16 protein-coding genes are annotated in these 19,297 nt (G+C 71.8%); 4 read left to right on the top strand and 12 right to left on the bottom strand.

Annotated features, from left to right (window positions below; all coding sequences use genetic code 11):
- Positions 1-71 precede the first annotated feature (71 nt).
- From IEZ31_RS04875 to IEZ31_RS04830, 10 genes are all read right to left on the bottom strand, one after another.
- Positions 72-1,769, bottom strand: coding sequence for a sodium/solute symporter (locus tag IEZ31_RS04875; RefSeq protein ID WP_190248504.1), 1,698 nt, complete (start codon positions 1,767-1,769; stop codon positions 72-74).
- A complete protein-coding gene (locus IEZ31_RS04870) occupies positions 1,766-2,155 on the bottom strand; it encodes a hypothetical protein (RefSeq protein WP_190248503.1) in 390 nt (129 codons plus the stop codon). Before IEZ31_RS04870 ends, IEZ31_RS04875 begins: the two co-directional genes overlap by 4 nt.
- A gap of 82 nt (positions 2,156-2,237) precedes the next feature.
- On the bottom strand, positions 2,238-3,809 hold the full coding sequence (locus IEZ31_RS04865; RefSeq protein WP_190248502.1) for a DUF4153 domain-containing protein: 1,572 nt from the start codon (positions 3,807-3,809) through the stop codon (positions 2,238-2,240).
- A gap of 309 nt (positions 3,810-4,118) precedes the next feature.
- A complete protein-coding gene (locus IEZ31_RS04860; RefSeq protein WP_308429351.1) occupies positions 4,119-5,126 on the bottom strand; it encodes a HAMP domain-containing sensor histidine kinase in 1,008 nt (335 codons plus the stop codon).
- Between the two features lie 31 nt (positions 5,127-5,157).
- Entirely contained in the window at positions 5,158-5,856 is a 699-nt protein-coding gene (locus tag IEZ31_RS04855; protein ID WP_190248500.1) for a response regulator transcription factor, read from the bottom strand.
- A 74-nt stretch (positions 5,857-5,930) separates the two neighbouring features.
- Positions 5,931-6,698 carry a LytR/AlgR family response regulator transcription factor gene (locus IEZ31_RS04850; protein WP_190248657.1) on the bottom strand — a complete coding sequence of 256 codons (768 nt, stop codon included), beginning with the start codon at positions 6,696-6,698 and terminating at the stop codon, positions 5,931-5,933.
- Positions 6,699-6,723: 25 nt separating this feature from the next.
- Positions 6,724-7,911 carry a sensor histidine kinase gene (locus tag IEZ31_RS04845; RefSeq protein ID WP_190248499.1) on the bottom strand — a complete coding sequence of 396 codons (1,188 nt, stop codon included), beginning with the start codon at positions 7,909-7,911 and terminating at the stop codon, positions 6,724-6,726.
- A gap of 201 nt (positions 7,912-8,112) precedes the next feature.
- A complete protein-coding gene (locus tag IEZ31_RS04840) occupies positions 8,113-9,627 on the bottom strand; it encodes a sugar transferase (RefSeq protein WP_190248498.1) in 1,515 nt (504 codons plus the stop codon).
- Between the two features lie 204 nt (positions 9,628-9,831).
- Positions 9,832-11,280 (bottom strand): DUF2142 domain-containing protein, encoded by a 1,449-nt coding sequence (locus IEZ31_RS04835; protein ID WP_190248497.1) that lies wholly within the window; start codon positions 11,278-11,280, stop codon positions 9,832-9,834.
- A 5-nt stretch (positions 11,281-11,285) separates the two neighbouring features.
- A complete protein-coding gene (locus IEZ31_RS04830; RefSeq protein WP_190248496.1) occupies positions 11,286-12,146 on the bottom strand; it encodes an Fpg/Nei family DNA glycosylase in 861 nt (286 codons plus the stop codon).
- Between the two features lie 44 nt (positions 12,147-12,190).
- On the opposite strand from IEZ31_RS04830, the gene IEZ31_RS04825 reads away from it, so the two are divergent.
- Together IEZ31_RS04825 and IEZ31_RS04820 are read left to right on the top strand one after the other, a co-directional pair.
- Positions 12,191-13,348, top strand: coding sequence for a glycosyltransferase family 4 protein (locus IEZ31_RS04825; protein ID WP_190248495.1), 1,158 nt, complete (start codon positions 12,191-12,193; stop codon positions 13,346-13,348).
- Positions 13,345-14,706 carry a hypothetical protein gene (locus IEZ31_RS04820; protein ID WP_190248494.1) on the top strand — a complete coding sequence of 454 codons (1,362 nt, stop codon included), beginning with the start codon at positions 13,345-13,347 and terminating at the stop codon, positions 14,704-14,706. Before IEZ31_RS04825 ends, IEZ31_RS04820 begins: the two co-directional genes overlap by 4 nt.
- On the opposite strand, the gene IEZ31_RS04815 is transcribed toward IEZ31_RS04820, so the two are convergent.
- Both IEZ31_RS04815 and IEZ31_RS04810 read right to left on the bottom strand, forming a co-directional pair.
- A complete protein-coding gene (locus IEZ31_RS04815; protein ID WP_190248493.1) occupies positions 14,636-15,976 on the bottom strand; it encodes an MATE family efflux transporter in 1,341 nt (446 codons plus the stop codon). The two genes, IEZ31_RS04820 and IEZ31_RS04815, sit on opposite strands and share 71 nt — an antisense overlap.
- Positions 15,977-16,058: 82 nt before the next feature.
- Positions 16,059-17,495 carry a GuaB1 family IMP dehydrogenase-related protein gene (locus IEZ31_RS04810; protein WP_190248492.1) on the bottom strand — a complete coding sequence of 479 codons (1,437 nt, stop codon included), beginning with the start codon at positions 17,493-17,495 and terminating at the stop codon, positions 16,059-16,061.
- Positions 17,496-17,600: 105 nt separating this feature from the next.
- Between IEZ31_RS04810 and IEZ31_RS04805 the strand changes: the two genes are divergently transcribed.
- Both IEZ31_RS04805 and IEZ31_RS04800 read left to right on the top strand, forming a co-directional pair.
- The gene (locus tag IEZ31_RS04805) at positions 17,601-17,987 is read left to right on the top strand and encodes a CBS domain-containing protein (RefSeq protein WP_190248491.1); all 387 of its coding nucleotides are present in this window, start codon (positions 17,601-17,603) and stop codon (positions 17,985-17,987) included.
- Positions 17,988-18,174: 187 nt separating this feature from the next.
- Complete coding sequence (locus tag IEZ31_RS04800) at positions 18,175-19,266, top strand: aminotransferase-like domain-containing protein (protein ID WP_190248490.1); 1,092 nt, start codon at positions 18,175-18,177, stop codon at positions 19,264-19,266.
- Positions 19,267-19,297 lie beyond the last annotated feature (31 nt).

Below are 19,297 nucleotides of genomic sequence, written 5' to 3'. Positions count from 1 at the left end.
CTGGTTCGCGGCCTCTCCGCTCCGCTCCGAACCGCTCACGTCTCGACCGTAGGTCAACCTCGCCACCCCCGCTACATGCGCAACGCGTCCGGCGCATGCAGGCGAAGCATGATCGCTCCGACGCCGGACGGCAAGCGGTGCCGGGTGAGGAGCGAGACGAAGATCATGACCAGGAAGGCCAGGGGCACCGACCAGGCCGCGGGCTGGGTGGTGAGCACGCCGGCCCAGCCCTCCAGCGGGCCGCCGAGCACGGTCAGCAGGACCGCCGACGCCGCGGTGCCGCCGCCGATCACGATCCCGGCCGCGGCGCCGATCGCGGTCAGGCCGCGCCACCAGATGCCGAGCACCAGCAGCGGGCAGAAGCTCGACGCGGCGACGGCGAACGCCAGGCCGACGACCTGGGACACGTCGAGGCTCGCCACGAACAGTGCGAGCAGCAGCGGTACCACCCCGGCGACCAGGGCCGAGCGGCGGAAGTCGCGGACGGAGCCGTGGCCGAGCACGTCGGTGGAGAGCACGCCGGCGACGCTGGTGAGCAGGCCGGAGGAGGCGGACAGGAAGGCGGCGAAGGCACCGGCCGCGACCAGCGCGCTGAGTAGCTGACCGGTGACGCCGCCGCCGAGCGCGGCCGCCGGGAGCAGCAGGACGACGGCGTCGGTGTTGCCGGTCATGAGCAGTTGCGGTGTGTACACGCGACCGAGCACACCGTACAGGGTCGGGGTCAGGTAGAAGACGCCGACGAGGCCGAGGACGACGAGCGTGGTCCGGCGGGCGGCCGCGCCGTCGGGGTTGGTGTAGAAGCGGACCAGCACGTGCGGCAGGCCCATGGTGCCGAGGAACGTGGCCAGGATGAGCGAGTACGTGGCGAACAGGCCCTGCGAGTGCTCGCCCGGCAGCAGCCAGTCCATGGGGCGCTCGTCGGAGACGGCGGCCACGTGCGGTACCGAGGAATCCGCCGGGAAGACCAGCGTCGTGTTGTCGGTGACGACGTGCTCGCCGACCGTGAGCGTGACGGGACCGTCCACCGCAGCGCCGTCCAACCGGCCGCGCACCGTGACCGCGGTCGGCTCCTGCACGGTCATGCGGGTGCTGTGATCGATGACGACGCTGGTCGATTCCGGGAACCGCGGTCCGTCGGGGGCGGTGAGCGCCGGGCGGCCGTCGGACTGCCACTGCATGAGCAGGAACACGAACGGCACGGCGAGTGCGGTGAGCTTCAGCCAGTACTGGAACGCCTGCACGAAGGTGATGGAGCGCATCCCGCCGAGCGCCACGTTGAGGGTGACGACCACCCCGACGAGCAGCGCGCCGAGCGCGTAGGGGGCGCCGGTGACGGTCTGCAGGGTCAGGCCGGCGCCCTGCAGCTGCGGCACGAGGTACAGCCAGCCGATGAACATGACGAATGCCGTGGCGAGCTTGCGCAGCCGCTTCGAGCGCAGCCGCACCTCGCAGAAGTCGGGGAGCGTGAAGGCGCCCGATCTCCGCAGCGGAGCGGCGACGAACAGCAGCAGGGCGAGATAGCCGGCGGCGAATCCCACCGGATACCAGAGGACATCGACGCCGTGCTTCAGCACCAGGCCGGCGACGCCCAGGAAGCTGGCGGCGGAGAGGTACTCGCCGCTGATCGCCGCCGCGTTCCAGGTCGGGCTGACCATGCGCGACGCGACGAGGAAGTCGGAGGTGGTTCGGGCGAAGCGCAGGCCGTAGATGCCGATGGCGACGGTCACGAGGGTGACGAGGATGACGCCGGCCAGCGCGTACGAGCTCATTGCGGCGGCTGCCCGCCGCGGTCCTCGACCAGTGCCGCGAACTCCTGCTCGTTGCGCTCGGCGAGGTGGACGTAGGCCGAGCCGACGAGGTAGAGGAAGGGGTAGGCGAGAACGCCGAGCAGCAGCCAGGGCAGCGAGACGCCGAAGAGCCGGGCCTTGGCGACCGCCGGCGCGGCCGCGAAGAGCAGCGGCAGCCCGCCGAGCCCGACGGCGACCACGGCCGCCAGCCGCATCGCCACCGCGAACTGGGCCCGCACCAGCCCGCGCGCCAGCGCCTCCCCGACGGGGCTCTGCTCCTCCAGCTCGGCGCGGGTCCGCGCCGGCTTGATGCGCGTGCGGGCGACGTCACCGAGCACCACGCGGACGCGCGGCGCGGGTGGCTCCATGGACCGCAGTCTCGCAACGCTCCCGAAACAAACGCAAGGGCCGACGTCCCCCGTCCGAACGTCGGCCCTCGCGTTGCCTCGCTCAGTAACGTCGATAGCAGGGGTAGTCGCCGACATCGACGGGCCTCGGTGCCACCTCGCGCGCCTGCTCGCGGGCCAGGTTCCAGCCGCGCCAGTCGTCGCGGTCGTAGTAGAGATCCCTCGATATCGCCGACAGCGCGCACTCGCGGGCACCGGCCGGGAGCTTGCGCAGCTCGGGCACGGCGTCGGCGGAGAGCGTGGAGAGGTACCAGACATCGGCGTTGTTCGCCGCCACCCGCTGGACGTTGCCGGCCGCGATGAACCGGTCCGGGTTGAGCCCGGCCAGCCCGAGCAGCGTGACCACCCACAGCGCGACCGCCACCCGGGGCAGCCAGCGGGCCCGCCGGGCCAGGCCGCCGATCATCACGAGGACGAACAGCGCGCCGAGCCACAGCTCGAAGGCGGTGACGAAGACGCGCAGCCGCGTGTAGCCGTACGCCTCCTCGTAGACGTCCATCCGCTTCACCGCGGAGCCCACGATCACGAGCGTGCAGGCGGCGAGCAGGCCGAGCACGACCCGCAGCAGGATCCGGTCGGTGACGGTACCGCGTGGAGCCTTACGGACGGTGACCGCCATAACGACGAGCGTGAGCAGCGTGACCACGAGCAGCTGCCAGAAGCCCTTGCGGGCGTACTCGGCGAAGGTCAGCCCGACGGTCTTCATGACGTACCCGCGGTCGCCGTAGAGCACGGTGAGCTGGACGGCGACGAAGGCCACGAACATCACCAGCAGCGCGCCGACCGGCACCAGCCACTCGACCCGGCGAACCGTGCGCGGCTCGCCCGGCTCCCGGTCGCCGACGGCCGACGGGCTGTCGACGAGGTACGCGGCGCCGAACAGCAGCCAGGCGGCGACCGTGCCGACGAAGATCCAGCGCACCACGGTGCCGGCCGAGAACTCCGGCACGACCTGGTCGACGATCCGGTCGAACGCCACGTCGGCGCTGGCGAACAGGGCGCCGAAGACGACGAGCAGCAGCACCCCGAGCCCGGCCGAGGCGGCGAGGCGCACGACGTTGTTGCCCGTGCCCTTGAGCCGGCTCATCCCGGCGGCGACCCACGGCAGGGCGCGGAAGCCGGCGAGCGGGACGTTGATCAGGGCTATGAACAGGGCCGGCACCCGACGGCCGCGCCCGACGGCGAGGGCCACGCAGCCGAACGCGGCCATGAGGCAGAGGAAGAACAGCCAGCCGGCGGCCCGGAAGGCACCCACCGACAGCAGCGCGAGCGCGGCGGCGCACCAGGCGAACGACTCGACGCGGCCGGTGCCGCCCTTCCACAGCACGACGCCGAGGGAGACCAGCATGGCCAGGCCGGCGATCGGCCAGCCGAGGCCGGGGCGGTCCAGCGGCACGGCGGCGGCCGCGACGATGGCCGTGACCAGGCCGCCGGCGAGGGCGGCGGTCGCGGCGGCCGGCGTGCGCCGCGGCCAGCGCCGCTGGAAGAGCGTCGGGGACGGTGGGCCGAGCGGCACGGGCCGCATCAGGGCCGGAATGACCATGGGCGACACCGGCGTCGGCGCCGGCCCGGCCCAACCGGCCTGCGGCGGCTTCGGTGGCACCTTGATGGCCACCGCCACCCCACCCCCGCCGCCCGCGCGCGAATCCGCGGACGGACCGGTGGCGGGCGCCGCCGGGCGCGGGGTGGGAATCGCTGACGGGGCCGCGGGTCGGGGGGCGGCGCCGGGGGGTTCCGTATCCCTCGGGTTCCCGGCGCCGCCGGTCTCGGTGGGGTCCGCCCGGCTCGGCGGCGTGGCCGGCGACTCGGCGGGCGCTGGGGTCTCGTCCGGGGTTTCGGCTGCTGGCATGGCGAAGCCTCCTGAGGGCATGCGGGAGTGCGCGGGCGGCCGACGGTGGCCTCCGCTGTACCGAATCCGAAGGAATCAGGCGGGTAGCGTCACGCGGATGCGGGCGCCGGGGTGGCCGTCCGGCTGTTCGATCACCGCGATCGTGCCGTCGTGCAGCTGGGTCAGCCACTGGGCGATGGCCAGGCCCAGGCCGGTGCCGCCGCCGGAGGGGCGGGCGCCGCGGGTGAAGCGTTCGAAGACGCGCTCGCGCTCGGCGTGCGGGATGCCCGGGCCCTCGTCGGCGACCTCGATCATCACGTGCTGGGCGTCGCGGCGGCCGATGATGGTCACCGTGCCGCCCTCGGGGCTGTGCCGGGTGGCGTTGTCGACGAGGTTGGTCAGGACGTGGTGCAGCCGGGCCCGGTCGGCGCTGACCAGGGCGTCCTCGGGGAACGAGCAGGTGAGATAGTCGACCTTGCTGCCGGTGGCCGTGGCCTTGACCTCGGCCTCGGCGACGACCTCGTGGAGGAGGTCGTCGATGCGGAAGGTCTCGCGGTCCAGGGGTACCACTCCCGCGTCGAGACGCGAGATGTCCAGCAGCTCGGTGACCAGCCGGCCCAGCCGCTCGGTCTGCGCGAGCGCCGTGCGGAGCGTGGCGGGATCCGGCTCGGCGACGCCGTCCACGATGTTCTCCAGCATCGCCTGTACCGCGGAGATCGGCGTCCGCAGCTCGTGGGACACGTTCGCGATCAGCTCGCGGCGCTGCTGGTCGGCGGCGGCGAGCTCGCCGGCCATCTGGTTGAACGCGGCGGCGAGCTGGCCGACCTCGTCGCGGGACGTGGAGCGGACCCGCACCTTGTAGTCGCCGCGGGCCATCGCGCGGGCGGCGGCGGTCATCTCGCGCAGCGGCGAGGTCACGCCGTGGGCCAGGATCTGCGAGGTCAGCAGTCCGACGGTGAGGGCCATCGCGCTCGTCGTCGGCGGCATCCAGCCGATGCCGATCCGGAAGACGAGCAGGCCGGCGAGCGCGGACGCGAACAGCAGGATCGCCAGCTTGAGCTTGATCGACCGGACCGGGTCAAGGGGCCTCGGCAACAAGTCCATGATCTTTTTCATGTGGCCCTCGCTTCGCCGTTCACGCGGCCTCCAGGGCATAGCCGACGCCGTGGACGGTGCGGATCAGGTCGGCGCCCAGCTTGCGGCGCAGTGCCTTGATGTGACTGTCGACCGTGCGGGTGCCCGACGCGTCCGCCCAGCCCCAGACCTCGGCCAGCAGGCGCTCCCGCGGCAGCACCGTGCGAGGCCTCGTCGCGAGGTTGACCAGGAGGTCGAACTCGGTCGGGGTCAGGTGGGCCTCGACCCCGGCGCGGGTCACCCGCCGCTGGGCCCGGTTGATCTCCAGGTCGCCGAGGACGATCGGCGCCTCGTCCAGGTCCGGCTCGACGTGCGCGAGGCGCTCCAGCCGGCGCAGCAGCACGTGGACCCGGGCGGCGAGCTCGCGCATCGAGAACGGCTTGGTCAGGTAGTCGTCGGCCCCGACGGCGAGCCCGACCAGCATGTCGGTCTCGTCGTCGCGGGCGGTCAGCATGAGCACCGCGACCGGGCGCTCGGCCTGGATGCGCCGGCAGACCTCGAGGCCGTCGAAGCCGGGCAGCATCACGTCGAGGACCACGAGGTCGGGGCGCAGGAGCTTGGCCGCCGCGACCGCGGCCGGCCCGTCGTGAGCCTGGTCGACCGCGAACCCCTCGGCCCGCAGCCGCACCGCGATCGACTCCGCGATCATCCGCTCGTCCTCGACGACGAGCACCCGGCGCCGCTCCCCTGCTCCGTTCATGTCTCGCAGCGTATTCGCAGGACGTGCAGGGCCTCAGTCGGCAATGTGGAGGGATTGTGGAGAACTTCTGTGCGTCACGTCCACGACTTCGCCGCCCGGACCAGCCGATCCTTGAGCTCGCGCGTGTGGCGGCGCGAGACGGGCAGCTCGTGGTCGTCGATCAGCACAACATACCCGCTGTTGGTCATGCGCAGCTCGGTGATGAGCTTGAGCTGCACGAGGTACGACCGGTGAACGCGGACAAAACCGGCATCGGCCCAGCGCTCGGCCAGCGTCGCCAGGGAGACGCGGACCAGGTGCGAGGCGTCGGCGGTGTGCAGGCGGGCGTAGTCGCCCTGCGCCTCGACCCAGCGCACCGACGAGCGCGGCAGCATCCGGGTCGTGCCGGCGAGCTCCACCGGGATCGTCGGGTCGTCCTGCCGGTCACGGCGCGCGGCGACCGCCGGGTGCGCGGGCACCAGCCGGGTGGCGAGCACCCGGCGCAGCGACTCGGCGATCCGGTCGGCGCGGACGGGCTTGCGCACGTAGTCGGCGACGCCGAGGTCGAACGCCTCCGCGGCCCGGTCGTCGTACGCGGTGACGAACACGACGGCCGGCGGCTTGGCGAACCGGCCGAGCACCCGCGCGAGCTCCATGCCGTCGAGGCCGGGCATGCGGATGTCGAGGAACACCACGTCGACGTCGACGTCGCGCAGCACCCGCAGCGCCTCGGTCGCGTCACCGGCCGTGTGCAGGCGGCCGACGCGCGGGTCGGCCCGCAGCAGGTACGCCAGCTCGTCCAGCGCCGGCACCTCGTCGTCGACGGCGAGCACGCGCAGGTAGCCGGTCGCCGGCTCGACGATCACGCCTTTCACGGTGTTGTCGTTTTCATGCGCCGCTCCTGACTCCTGGGTGGAACTTCGGGACCCGCATGCTCACTTTGGTGCCGGCGTCGGGCGCCGTTTCGACCACGACGCCGAAGCCGTCGCCGAAGACCGAACGTAGCCGATCGTCGACATTGCGCAAGCCCACGTGCTGCCCGGCGTCGGTGCTGTCGTCGGCCCTGAGCAGCTGCTCGGGGTCCATGCCCACGCCGTCGTCCTCGACGGTGATGTGACACTCGGCCCCCGCGTCGCGCGCCACGATGCTGATCGTGCCCATGCCGGGCTTGCGCGACAACCCGTGCCGCACGGCGTTCTCGACCAGGGGCTGCAGGCAGAGGAACGGCAGGGTGACCGGCAGGACTTCCGGCGCGATCTGCAGGCGTACCTGGAGCCGCTCGCCGAAGCGGGCGCGCTCGATGGTGAGGTACCGGTCGATGGATCGCAGCTCCTCGGCGAGCGTCGTGAACTCGCCGTGCGCCCGGAAGGAGTACCGCGTGAACTCGGCGAACTCCAGGATCAGCTCCCGCGCCAGCTCGGGGTCGGTGCGCACGAAGCTGGCGATCGCGGTCAGCGCGTTGTAGATGAAGTGCGGGCTGATCTGGGCCCGCAGCGCCCGCACCTCGGCCCGCGCGAGGCGGGCCCGCGAGGTGTCGAGCTCGGCGAGCGCGAGCTGGGTGCCGACCCAGCGGGCGGTCTCGGCCGTGGCCTGGACCAGCCCGGGCGCCGGCGGCCCGTCGGACAGCGCGACGACGGCGCCCTCCCGCTGGGCGAGCGGCACGACCACCGCGCCGCGGACCGGGCAGTCGACCAGGTCGCAGGGCAGCTCGTCGCTGCTGAGCACGGTCGAGCGGCCGGCGGTGACGGCCTTGGTGGCGGCGACCGCCACCTGCTCGCGGTGATGATCACCCGCGCCGTCGAACGCCAGCACCCGCTGCGGGTCGGTGACCGCGATCCCGGCGGCACCCGTGAGCGTGCGCAGGTGCCGGATGGCCTTCCCGGCGGCCGCCTCGGTGAGCCCGGCCCGCAGCGGCTCGGCGGCGAGGGCGGCGATGTGGAGGACGTCGTACGTCGCCCGCTGCGCGGCGGTCGCGATGGCGCGCCGGCTGCGGAGGCGGATCGCGGCATACACCGCCCCGCCGAGCGCGGCCGCCAGCACGACAACGACGAGCGCGGCGATGAGGTTCCCTTCCACGCGCATCATCGTGACGTCGCCGCCGCCCTTTGACCAGGCCACCCCGAGCCCCGCCGCACCCGCCAGACCTATCCGACAATTCGGAAAAGTCCGGCGCCTGGCGGGGCGGGCGCCGGAAGGCGTCTCATGATCGATGGAGACTGCTGGCTGTCATGGCGACCAGAAGTCTCCATGGATCATGGAGTTGGTGCGCGGCCGGGGCTAGTAGGCGCCCTTGCGGAAGACGACCACGCCGACCGTGCGCCACAGCGTGTGGAGGTCGAGGACCAGGGACCAGTTGTCGACGTAGTACAGGTCCAGGCGGACCGCGTCGTCCCAGCTCAGGTCGCTGCGGCCGCTCACCTGCCACAGGCCCGTGATGCCCGGGCGGACCAGGAGGCGCCGGCGGACGTCGCCCAGGAAGTCGCCGTCCTCGGCCGGGAGCGGGCGGGGGCCGACCAGCGACATCTCGCCCATGAGGACGTTGAGGATCTGTGGGAGCTCGTCGATCGAGGTGGCGCGGAGCCACTTGCCGACCTTGAACACGCGCGGGTCGTTCTTCATCTTGAAGAGCAGGCCGTCGCTCTCGTTCTGGTCGTCGAGCATCGCCTGGCGTTCCTCGGCGTCGACGTACATCGTCCGCAGCTTCCAGACGCGGAACGTCTTGCCCTCGCGGCCCACGCGCGGCTGGCGGAAGAAGATGGGGCCCGGGTCGGAGAGCTTGATGGCCAGGGCGATGATCGGGAAGAAGGGCAGGACGACCAGGAGGGCGATCAGGGCGAGCACCCGGTCCATCACGTTCTTGAACAGCCAGCCGAGGCCCGAGAGTTTGGGCTCCTCGACGTACAGCAGGGGGATGCCCTCGATCGGGCGGATGTGCACCCGCGGGCCCGCGATGTCGGTGAGCTGCGGCGCGACGGCCAGCTCGATGCCCGTGCCCTCCAGCTGCCAGGCCAGTCGGCGCAGCTCGACCGGCTCGGCGCTGGCGGAGCCGCAGACGGCGATCGTGTCGGCGTTGATCTCCCGGACGAGCGAGAGGATGTCGCGGCCGGCGTGGACCGGGACCGGCGTGTTGGTGTTCGGGTGCGGCGCGTAGCCCTCGGTGAGGTGGATCGCGACCGGCACCAGGCCCGCCGCGGGGTCGCGGGCGATCGCCTGGTGGACCTCCATCGCCTCCTGCAGCGTGCCGATGAGCAGCACGCGGTGGGTCGCGAGGTGGAACTTCGTCCGCGAGAGATACAGCGCGCGCCGCGCCAGATAGCGCAGGAACAGCACATACAGCAGGGCGCCGACCAGCGCGGTGCCGACCGTGGTGCGGGAGACGTCGGTCTTGAACGCGAAGGCGGCGAAGGCGACGATCGCCACGACGGTCCACGAGGCGCGGACCACGCGCTTGAACTCGTCGGTGCCGGTGCCCAGGTAGCGCCGGTCGTAGGCGCCGTGGCCCCACAGGACCATGATCCAGATCAGCGGCAGCAGCACGTAGGCCGTCAGGTTGAACAGGCCCGGGTTGTGCTGGAAGCCGGCGTTGGTCTTGTTGGGGTCGATGTTCGACAGCGCGGTCAGGCTGGCGAGCGCCACCGCGCCGGCGTCGAGCACCAGCAGGAGGGCGGCATAGGGGCGGTGCCAGCGAGCGGCGCGCTTGGTGCGCTGCCAGCCCGAGCGGGGCACGCCGTTGGGGCCCAGCGGAGTCAGGGCGTGATCGGGGAGGATCTCGAAACTGTCGAGTTCACCCAAGGTCGATCTCCGGCTCGGCGGGGTGGCCGGACGTTGGAGACTAGCGGTCACCTCAGTGCGTCCTCTCGCCCCACGGCGCGGGGCCGCGGAGCTCAGCTGCTCGACCGGTTGGGTTGCCCGTCTTCATGGCGTGGTCACGGACACCGGAAAGCACGTAAAGAGTGTCCCATGGCGGCCGGGGCAACCGACGACGACCGGCCGACACTAGTTGCTCAACGTGTTGGCTGTCGAGTGCTGTGCCGTAGGCCGGACAGAACTCCGCGTGACGATCACCCCGAGTAGTACGCCACCCACCGCACAGCACAGCAGCGGCACGACGCTGCCCGCGGCAGGGTGCCAGGTGCCGCCGAGCGGGTCGAGACCATGGCTGATGCCGTGTTGGAACCGCGTCATGACCCGCGCCAGGGCATAGAGATCCATCGGTACGGTCAACGCCACGCCGGCGAGCACCACGCGACCGAGCCAGCCCCGGTCGGTCAACCACGCTGTGTAACGCTCAGCGAACGCGGCCAGCAGCACCACGCCGACACCGAGGGGCATGATGTACCGCCCGTGGGCGAAATGCCCGACCTTCGGGGCGAAGTACAGCTCCATGGCCACCAGCAGGACCACGCACGCCGCCGCGGTCGCCACGATGCCGAGGCGCAGCCGGCGGTCGCCGAACCAGAGCGCGGGGAGCACCAGGGCCGCGACCAGGAGGTACCAGAGCGCGATCATGCCGATCGAAACCGTGGTCTCGCCGTAGTTGAACTGGCCCACGACCTGGCGGACCCAGAACTCGGCCCGGTTGTCGGCGATGTCGCGCAGGATCGCGCCGGAGGTGGTCGGCGGGATGGTGCGGGTCGTCTCCAGGTCGCTGGAGCGCGCGGCGACGGCGATCCAGAACACCGCGAAGGCGGCGCCGAGCGCGGCCGGGACCAGGAACGAGCGGCGCAGCAGCGCGCGCGGCGAGGTGCGGCTGACGAAGAGCGACACCGCCAGTACCCCCACCGTGAAGACCGGACCGAGATCCCGGACCGTCAGCAGGAGCGCCGCAGCGACCCCGGCCGGCGCGTAGGCCCGGGTCAGCAGGGCCACGAAGAGCAGCACACCGGCGGCGATCTCCAGGCCGTTGGGGTTGATCGAGCCGGCCAGGTTCAGCGCCATGGGGGTGGCGGCCAGCACGATCGCGGCGGCGAGCAGCCGGTTGCCGGCCCGCACGGCCAGCCCGACGGCGGCGGCGAGCAGCAGCGCGGTGAGCGCGGCGGACAGCAGGCGGGACAGGATCAGGCCGGTGCCGTCGGGGCTGATCCGCAGCGGGAGGCCGACGAGGGCGTAGTAGACCGGGCTGTACCGCGCGGCCGCGCTCGGCACCAGCGTCTCCGTGCGATCCGACGTGGTGACCAGGCAGGACGCCGGCCGGTAGGTCGGCTTGTCGATCCAGGTGCAGTCCGCGTTCTCCGGCAGCAGGCTGCGCGGCCCGGTGAACGCGTTGGTCTCGATGCCGCTCGCGTCGACGGCACGGCCCTCGGGCAGCCACTGGCCACTCCAGACCGCGTAGGCGCGGACCAGGTGCTGCTTCTCGTCATACGTGCCGTTGACCGGCAGGGCGAGCGCCCAGGCCGAACCCAGCAGGAAGAAGGCGGCGAAAGCCACCCAGAAAGCACGGCGCACAGGCGTCAGCGTACGAGCTTCGAAAGCCGGCGGTCCGCCAAGGGTTTGCCGTTGGTCTGACACGTGGGGCAGTACTGCAGCGAGGTGTCGGCGAACGAGACCTCGCGCACGGTGTCGCCGCAGACCGGGCACGGCAGCCCGGTGCGCGCGTGGACGGCCAGGCCGGAGCGCTTCTCGGACTTCAACGTGGCGGCCTTCTGCCCGACCGACCGGGTCACCGCGTCGGTGAGGACCCTGCGCACGGCGGCGTGCAGCTGGGTCATGGCCTCATCGGTGATCTTGCTGGTCAGCGCGAAGGGTGACATTTTCGCCGCGTGGAGGATCTCGTCCGAGTATGCGTTGCCGACGCCCGCCAGGATGGTCTGATCGGTGAGGACGCCCTTGACCTGGCCCTTGCGGGAGCGGATGGCGGCGGCGAACTCGTCGGCGGACACCGCGAGCGCGTCCGGGCCGAGCCGCGACACGCCGGGCACCAGCCGCGGGTCGGTCACGAAGTACGCCGCGAGGCTCTTCTTCGTGCCGGCCTCGGTGAGGTCGAAGCCGGATTCGTCGTCGAGGCGCACGCGCAGCGCGATCGGGCCGGAGCCCGGCTTGAGCGGCGTCTTGGCGTTGAACGTGTCGCGGTAGTGCAGCCAGCCGGCCCGGGCCAGGTGCACGACGAGGTGGAGGTCGTCGCCGACGTGGACGTCGAGGAACTTGCCGTGCCGGGAGGCGCCGGTGATCGGCTTTCCGGTGGCGGCGGTGATGGGCGGGTCGAACGTCTTGAGCGCGGAGATCGCGGAGACCTCGATCCGCTCGACGGTGTGGCCGACGGCGCGCTCCCGCAGGAACGCGGCGAGCGCCTCGACCTCGGGAAGCTCAGGCACCCGTACAGTCTGCCGCAAAACGCGGGCCGTAGGCTTTTTCCGTCATGAAGGTCGTCGTCGCGCACAACCGCTATGCGTCCGGCCAGCCGTCGGGCGAAAACGTCATCGTCGATGCGGAGATCGCGCAGCTCACCGGGGCCGGGGTCACCGTGCTGCCGTTCCTGCGCAGCTCCGACGAGATCGGCACCTTCTCCACCGCGCAGAAGGTGCTGTTGCCACTGTCCCCGGTGCGCAACGGCGCGTCGCAGCGCGCGCTGGCCGATCTCCTCAAATCCGAAAAACCGGACATCATCCATCTGCACAATCCGTACCCGCTGATCTCGCCGTGGGTCATCAGGACCGCGCACGCGCACCGCGTGCCGGTGGTCCACACGGTGCACAACTACCGGCAGGTCTGCGCGCCCGGCCTGTACTTCCGCGACGGGCAGATCTGCACCGAGTGCCGCGGGAAGGCGTTCCCGCTGCCGGCGGTCAGGCACGCCTGCTACCGCGACTCGAAGGCCCAGTCCGCCGTGATGGCGGCCACTCTGGCGTACCACCGCGGCACCTGGAAGCACGTCGACCACTTCATCGCGCTGACCGACCGGATCGCCGAGCACCTGATGGACTTCGGCATCCCGCAGGCGCGCATCACGGTGAAGCCGAACGGGATCCCGGACGCCGGCGCTGCGCAGCAATCCGGGGAGGGCTTCCTCTACGCGGCCCGGCTCAGCCCCGAGAAGGGGCTCGCGCTGGTGCTCGACGCGTGGGAGCGGCACCCGGACGGCGCGCTCGGCCCGCTGCGGATCATCGGCGACGGGCCCCTGCGCCAGCTGGCGGTCGATGCGGCGGCGCGCCGGGGCGACGTGACCTATCTCGGCGCGGTGGACAATTCGGCGGTACGGGCGGAGATCGGCCGGGCGGCGTGCGTCATCGCCGCATCCACCTGGCACGACGTGCTCCCGACGATCATCCTGGAGGCGCTGTCCGGCGGCCGGCCGGTGCTCGTGACCGACCGGGGCGGCATGCCGTACCTCGCCGGTGACGCCGGCTGGGTCGTCCAGCCCGACGCGGCGGCCCTGGCCGACGGCCTGCGGGCGGCCCACGCCGGCGCGGCCGAGCTGGCCCCCGTCGCCCGGCGGCGCTACCAGGAGCACTTCTCGCCCGACGTGCTGACCCAGCGGCTGCTGGCGATCTACGCATCGGTGATCTCCTCGCCGTGACGGTGCCGGCCCGGTGGACGGTCGTCGCGGTGGTCGCCGTCGGGCTGGCCGCCGGGGCGGTCGAACTCATGGTCGACGGCGCCCTGGACGCGCTGCTGGCCTCGGTGGCGGGCCTGCTCGCGGCCGCCACCGGGGCGCTCGGCGCGTCCCTGGTGCCGCGGGTGGACTGGCGCGGGCTGGTGGTGGGCGGGGTCTTCTTCGCCCAGGGCGTGCTCAGCTGGACGTACACGAACACCGGCATCGTCGTGTGGACGCTGCTGCTGCTGTCCGGCCTGCTGTTCCTCTTCTGGGCGGCGCCCGTGTCGAACCCGGGCGCGCTCGGCACCGCCTGGCTCGGGGTCTCGTACTGGCTGATCGGCATCCTCGGCGCGCTGCTGGTCCTGAAGGTCGACATCGCGGCGCAGCGCCTGCTCTACGCCGGGTACTTCGGCCTCGTCGTCCTGGTCGTGCTCGCCTTCCGCGGCCCGCGGTTCAGCCTGGGCATCGCGGTGTCGTTCCTGTTCGGCATCGCGGTGCTGCTGCTCGCCGGGTCGGGCAACCTGTTCACCACGCCGCACGTCGTGCCGGACACACCGTGGGGTGCGGGCTTCGAGTACCGCTTCTGGGGCATGCGCTGGCTGCTGCTGCACCCCAACGCGATGGCCCTGGCGGCGATGCTGGCCGCGATCCGGGTCGGCGCCGACCGCTCGCTGGCCGCTTGGCAGCGCATCGGTGCGGTGGCGGTGTCGGCGCTGATCCTCTGCGTGAGCGACTCGCGGACGGGTTTTCTGCTGCTGGCGGTGGCCACGCTGACCTACGCGCTGATTTCCTGGCGTGATGCTCTTGTACCCTTTGTCGCGCTCATGATGGTGCTCGTGGTCAACGGCCCGGGATTCCTGCTGAGGGAGCGCTACGGCAGCGACGCGGGCGTGAGCAGCGGCCGCGTCGAGACCTGGCGGCAGGTCGCGGTGGACTGGCGGGCCGACTCGCCGCCCGAGCAGCTGCTCGGCAACACCCGCGACGCCCGGGCGACGGTCTACCGGGCGTCGAGCGGCGCCGACATCAAGCTTACGGTCGACAACGCCCCGATCGCGGCCTTCCGCAAGGCCGGCGTGGCCGGCGCGCTGGCCTTCGCGGCCGGCCTCCTGCTCCTGCTGTGGAACGTCTGGCGCCGCCGCGCCAACGCCCCACCCTGGCTGCTGGTCCTGCTCCCGGCGGCGCTGCTGAGCGCGGTGACCAACGAGTGGCTCATCGGCGGCACCGGCGGCATCCTGTGGCTGCTCCTCCTCGCCGCCGAGGCCGACGTCGTCAGGCGTTCTGGGCCGCGTCCAGACGAGTGGTCGCCGGGGCCGGCTCCGGCGGTGGGCCGACCCATTTGAGGGCGTAGGCGTAGAGCACCATCATGCAGATCAGGCCGGCCGTGGAGCCGGTCAGCAAGCCCCACGCGGCGCCCTGCAGACCGTAGTTCGCGCCCACCGAAAGGCCGGTCAGCGAGACCGCCGCGAAGACCACGTACTGCACGAAGAGCATCCGGGCCCGGTGCATGCCCCGCATCGCCGCGGTGAACGGGACCTGGAGCAGGTAGACCGCGCCCTGCAGGGCGATCGGCAGGGCCAGCGGGGCGGCCTCGGCGAACTTGCCCGTCTCGGTCAGGATCCACGACACGAGCGGCCAGACGGCGGCGACCATGACCGCGCCGAGAATGGCGAAGGCGATCGCCAGTTGGCGGGTCTGGCGGCGCAGGGTGGCCGCGGCGGCCTGGCCCTCGGCGCCCGGCTTGGCGGCGTCGGCCGCGTTGCGGGAGGCGCGGGGCACGAGCAGGCCCTGGATCGCCGCCACGAGGTTCTGCACCGGCTGGAGCTGGACGGTCTGCACGAACCGCAGGTTGCCCAGGTCGATCTTCGACAGCTTGCCCGCCACGAGGAAGCTGATCGAGAGCACCTGGACCTGGGCGACGACCGCGGTCGCGGTGAACCAGCCCGAGAGGTGGCGGGTCTCGGCCAGCCAGGCCTTCGGGTTGCCGGCCCAGGGCAGGTGCCCCTCGCGCAGGACATACACGGTGGCGCCGGCCGTCGCGCCGATGCCCCACGCCGCGAGGAGGCCGCCGGGGCTGGAGTTGCCGGTCAGCACCATGGCGACGATCGCGACCGCCTGGGTGCCGAACCACACCAGGTCGATGCCGAGCGCCTTCTCCGGGCGCCGGTCGGCGAGGTAGTCGCAGCGGGCGGTGTCGTGCAGCATGATCGGCAGCATGAACGGCGCCAGCCAGATCAGCTCGTGCAGGTCGATCTTGCCGCTGTGCGGCCACAGCAGCCAGATCGCGACGAAGATCAGGGTGGTCACGAGGCCGGAGCACAGCGCCGTGGTGAGCCCGTTGCGGATGAGCCGCGCGCGGTGGTCGCCGTCGTAGCGGGACGCGAGCGCGAGCAGCACGTCGCCGACGATGGCGCGGTTGAGGTACATGGAGAAGTACCCCACGCTGAGCGCGAGGGCGAGCGCGCCGAACTGGCTCTTGGACAGCAGAATGCCGCCGAGCAGCGTGTTCGCCGCGTTGGCGGTGGCGATGACCACCTGGTCCAGCAGGCCGGCGCCCACGAAGCGGGAGGCGACACGCAACGCCTGCAGGCGTCGGGACGGCTGTTCGGTCACGAGCCGAGACGGTTGCGAGCGGGCTTCACGACACGCACCATACGTGACCTGCGGGTGACGAGACTATCCGCAGGCACCTCATTCACCAGCTGACGTCGAGTGGTTTTCCCTCGGCGAAACCGGCCGCGCTCTGCACGCCGACGGTCGCACGCTCGGCGAACTCCGCAAGGTCGGCGGCGCCGGCGTAGGTGCAGGCGCTGCGGACGCCCGCCACAATCTCGTCGAGAATGTCCTCGACGCCGGGACGGCGGGGGTCGAGGTACATCCGGGAGGTCGAGATGCCCTCCTCGAACAGCGCCTTGCGGGCCCGTTCGTAGACGGTGTCGTCGGCCGTGCGCCGGCTCACCGCCCGGGCCGAGGCCATGCCGAAGTTCTCCTTGTAAAGACGGCCGTCGGCGTCGCGGCGCGGGTCGCCGGGCGACTCGTGGGTGCCGGCCAGCCAGGAGCCGATCATCACGTTGGAGGCGCCGGCGGCGACCGCGAGGGCGACGTCGCGCGGGTGCCGGACGCCGCCGTCGGCCCACACGTGCCGGCCCAGGCGCCGGGCCTCGGCCGCGCACTCGAGGACCGCGGAGAACTGGGGGCGGCCGACGCCGGTCATCATCCGGGTGGTGCACATGGCGCCCGGCCCGACACCGACCTTGACGATGTCGGCCCCCGCCTCCAGCAGGTCGCGGGTGCCCTCCCAGGTCACGACGTTGCCGGCGACGACCGGCACGCCCGGGTCGAGCGCGCGCACGGCCCGCAGCGTGGCGAGCATCCGCTCCTGGTGACCGTGCGCGGTGTCGACGACGAGCACGTCGACCCCCGCGGCGAGCAGCTTGTCGGCCCGCCCGGCGGCGTCGCCGGTGATGCCGATGGCGGCGCCGACGCGCAGCCGGCCGTCGCGGTCGACGGCGGGCTCGTACAGGGTGGCCCGCAGCGCGGCGTTGCGGGTGAGAATGCCGACGAGCCGGCCGGCCCGGTCGATGACCGGGGCGAGCTTGTGGTGTCCGGCGGCGAGCCGGTTGAACGCGTCCTCGGGGCTGACGTCGTCGGGCAGCGTCAGCAGGTTGCGCGACATCACGCTCCGCAGCTGGCTGAACCGGTCGACGTCGGCGCAGTCGCCCTCGGTGACCACCCCGACCGGGCGGCCGTCCTCGACGACGATCACGGCGCCGTGCGCACGCTTCGGCAGCAGGTCGAGCGCCAGCGAGACGGTCTCGGTCGGGCCCAGCGTGATCGGGGTGTCGTGCACGAGGTGGCGGCGCTTCACCCAGGAGACGGCCTCGGCGACCACGTCGATGGGGATGTCCTGCGGGATGATGGCCAGGCTGCCCCGGCGCGCCACGGTTTCCGCCATCCGCCGGCCGGCGACGGCGGTCATGTTCGCCACGACGATGGGGATCGTGGTCCCGCTGCCGTCGCGGCTGTTGAGGTCGACCGCCATCCGCGACTCCACGGCCGAGCGGCTCGGCACCATGAAGACATCGTCGTAGGTCAACTCGTGGCCAGGGGTCTGATCATTCAGAAACCGCACGTTTTCGAACTGTATCTCGACCGCACCCGCGGGTGAGCAAGTCTTGAGAGTTCGGCTCCGGGGCGGGACGATATCCGTACCGTGCCTTGCGAGGAGTGATGCGCCATGCAAGTACACGAAGCCATGTCCACGGCCGTCGTGCAGGTCGGCCCGGACCATACCCTGCGACAAGCCGCCCAGCTGATGGCCACCCGGAAGGTCGGTTCGGCGATCGTCGTCGATCCCGACGGGTCCGGCGTGGGCATTATCACCGAGCGTGACGTCCTCAACGCGATCGGCACCGACCTCGACCCCGACGTCGAGCGAACCGCCGCGCACATCACGTGGGAGGTCGTCTACGCGAGCCCCAACTGGACGATCGAGGAGGCGGCGAGCGCCATGGTGCGCGGCGGTTTCCGGCACCTGGTCGTGCTCGACGGCGACGAGGTGCTCGGAGTGATCTCCGTCCGCGACATCATCCGCGTGTGGGTGCAGACGACCATCCTGGCCTGACCCACGGAAAGGGTGGCGCACTTCATAACCGTGCGTGTCCACGCTCCGGATGAACGGAGCGTCGGCGGCGCGGCGGGAAAGTCCGGCGTAAGACCGGCTCACGGCCGGAAGAACACTCCGCCATCCACCCGGTGGAGTCGCCGGAAGTCGGCTGAGCGGTCACCGGCCGCTCTCGTAGGCTGCCACCATGCAGCTCATCTCCTTTGCCCGTGGCGCGCCCAGTCTCGACATCATCGACGTCGAAGGGCTCAAGGCCGCCTCGGCCCGCGCCTTCGAGGCCGACCCGGCTGGCATCACCGCCTACGGCACGTCCGTCGGCTACCTCCCCCTGCGCTCGTGGATCGCCGCCAAGCACGGCGTCGAGGCCGAGCAGGTCATCGTCACCAACGGCTCGATGCAGGCCGACGCGCTGCTGTTCGCGCAGCTGGTCAAGCCGGGTGACGTCGTCGTGGTGGAGAAGCCGACCTACGACCGCACGCTGCTCAACCTGCGCAACCTCGGCGCCGAGGTCCACCAGGTGACCGTCCAGGAGGATGGGCTCGACGTCGAGGAGCTCAAGCAGCTCCTGGAGGGCGGCCTGCGGCCCACGCTCGCCCACGTGATCCCGAACTTCCAGAACCCGGCCGGCGTCACCCTGTCGGCTGACAAGCGGCGGGCGCTGCTCGCGCTGGCCACGCAGTACGGGTTCACGATCTTCGAGGACGACCCGTATGCGGACATCCGCTTCCGGGGCGAGAAGCTGCCGACGATGCTGTCCCAGGACACCGCCGGCGTCGTGGTGCACGCCAGCTCCTTCACCAAGACGATCGCACCCGGGCTGCGGGTCGGCTACCTGGTCGGGCCGCAGGCGACGATCTCCTCGATCGCCAAGCGGGCCACCAACCTGTACATCTCGCCGAGCATGGTCGCCGAGGCCATCACCCACCAGTTCTGCGTGACCGGCGACATCGACCGCTCGATCGCGAAGGTGTCGGCGACGCTCGGCGAGCGGGCCCGCCTGCTGGCCGAGGGCCTGCGCAAGCACATTCCCGACGCCACGTTCGTGGAGCCCGACGGCGGCTACTTCCTGTGGGTCGAGCTGCCCGAGGACGTGGACACGACCGAGCTGGAGACGGTGGCGGCCCGCGACTTCGGCGTGGCCGTGGTCAAGGGCAGCGACTTCCTGCTCGACGGCGGTCGGCACTCGGTGCGTCTGGCCTACTCGGCGGTGCTGACGGACCAGGTCGACGAGGGTGTGCAGCGCCTGGCGGCGGCGATCGAGGCCGTTCGCAAAAGCTGACACCAAAACGTGATGGTGGGGTGGTTCCCCA

The sequence above is a fragment of the Dactylosporangium sucinum genome (genome assembly GCF_014647515.1).
In the GTDB taxonomy this organism is placed as follows: domain Bacteria; phylum Actinomycetota; class Actinomycetes; order Mycobacteriales; family Micromonosporaceae; genus Dactylosporangium; species Dactylosporangium sucinum.
The sequence above is the reverse complement of the archived record's forward strand: the minus strand, read 5'-3'. Positions and strand labels throughout refer to the sequence as shown.

Bases quoted from the DNA above. Each gene is read 5' to 3' on its own strand.
- IEZ31_RS04875 (WP_190248504.1), bottom strand. From the start codon at position 1,769: ATGAGCTCGTACGCGCTGGCCGGCGTCATCCTCGTCACCCTCGTGACC.
- IEZ31_RS04870 (WP_190248503.1), bottom strand. From the start codon at position 2,155: ATGGAGCCACCCGCGCCGCGCGTCCGCGTGGTGCTCGGTGACGTCGCC.
- IEZ31_RS04860 (WP_308429351.1), bottom strand. From the start codon at position 5,126: ATGGACTTGTTGCCGAGGCCCCTTGACCCGGTCCGGTCGATCAAGCTC.
- IEZ31_RS04855 (WP_190248500.1), bottom strand. From the start codon at position 5,856: ATGAACGGAGCAGGGGAGCGGCGCCGGGTGCTCGTCGTCGAGGACGAG.
- IEZ31_RS04825 (WP_190248495.1), top strand. From the start codon at position 12,191: ATGAAGGTCGTCGTCGCGCACAACCGCTATGCGTCCGGCCAGCCGTCG.
- IEZ31_RS04805 (WP_190248491.1), top strand. From the start codon at position 17,601: ATGCAAGTACACGAAGCCATGTCCACGGCCGTCGTGCAGGTCGGCCCG.
- IEZ31_RS04800 (WP_190248490.1), top strand. From the start codon at position 18,175: ATGCAGCTCATCTCCTTTGCCCGTGGCGCGCCCAGTCTCGACATCATC.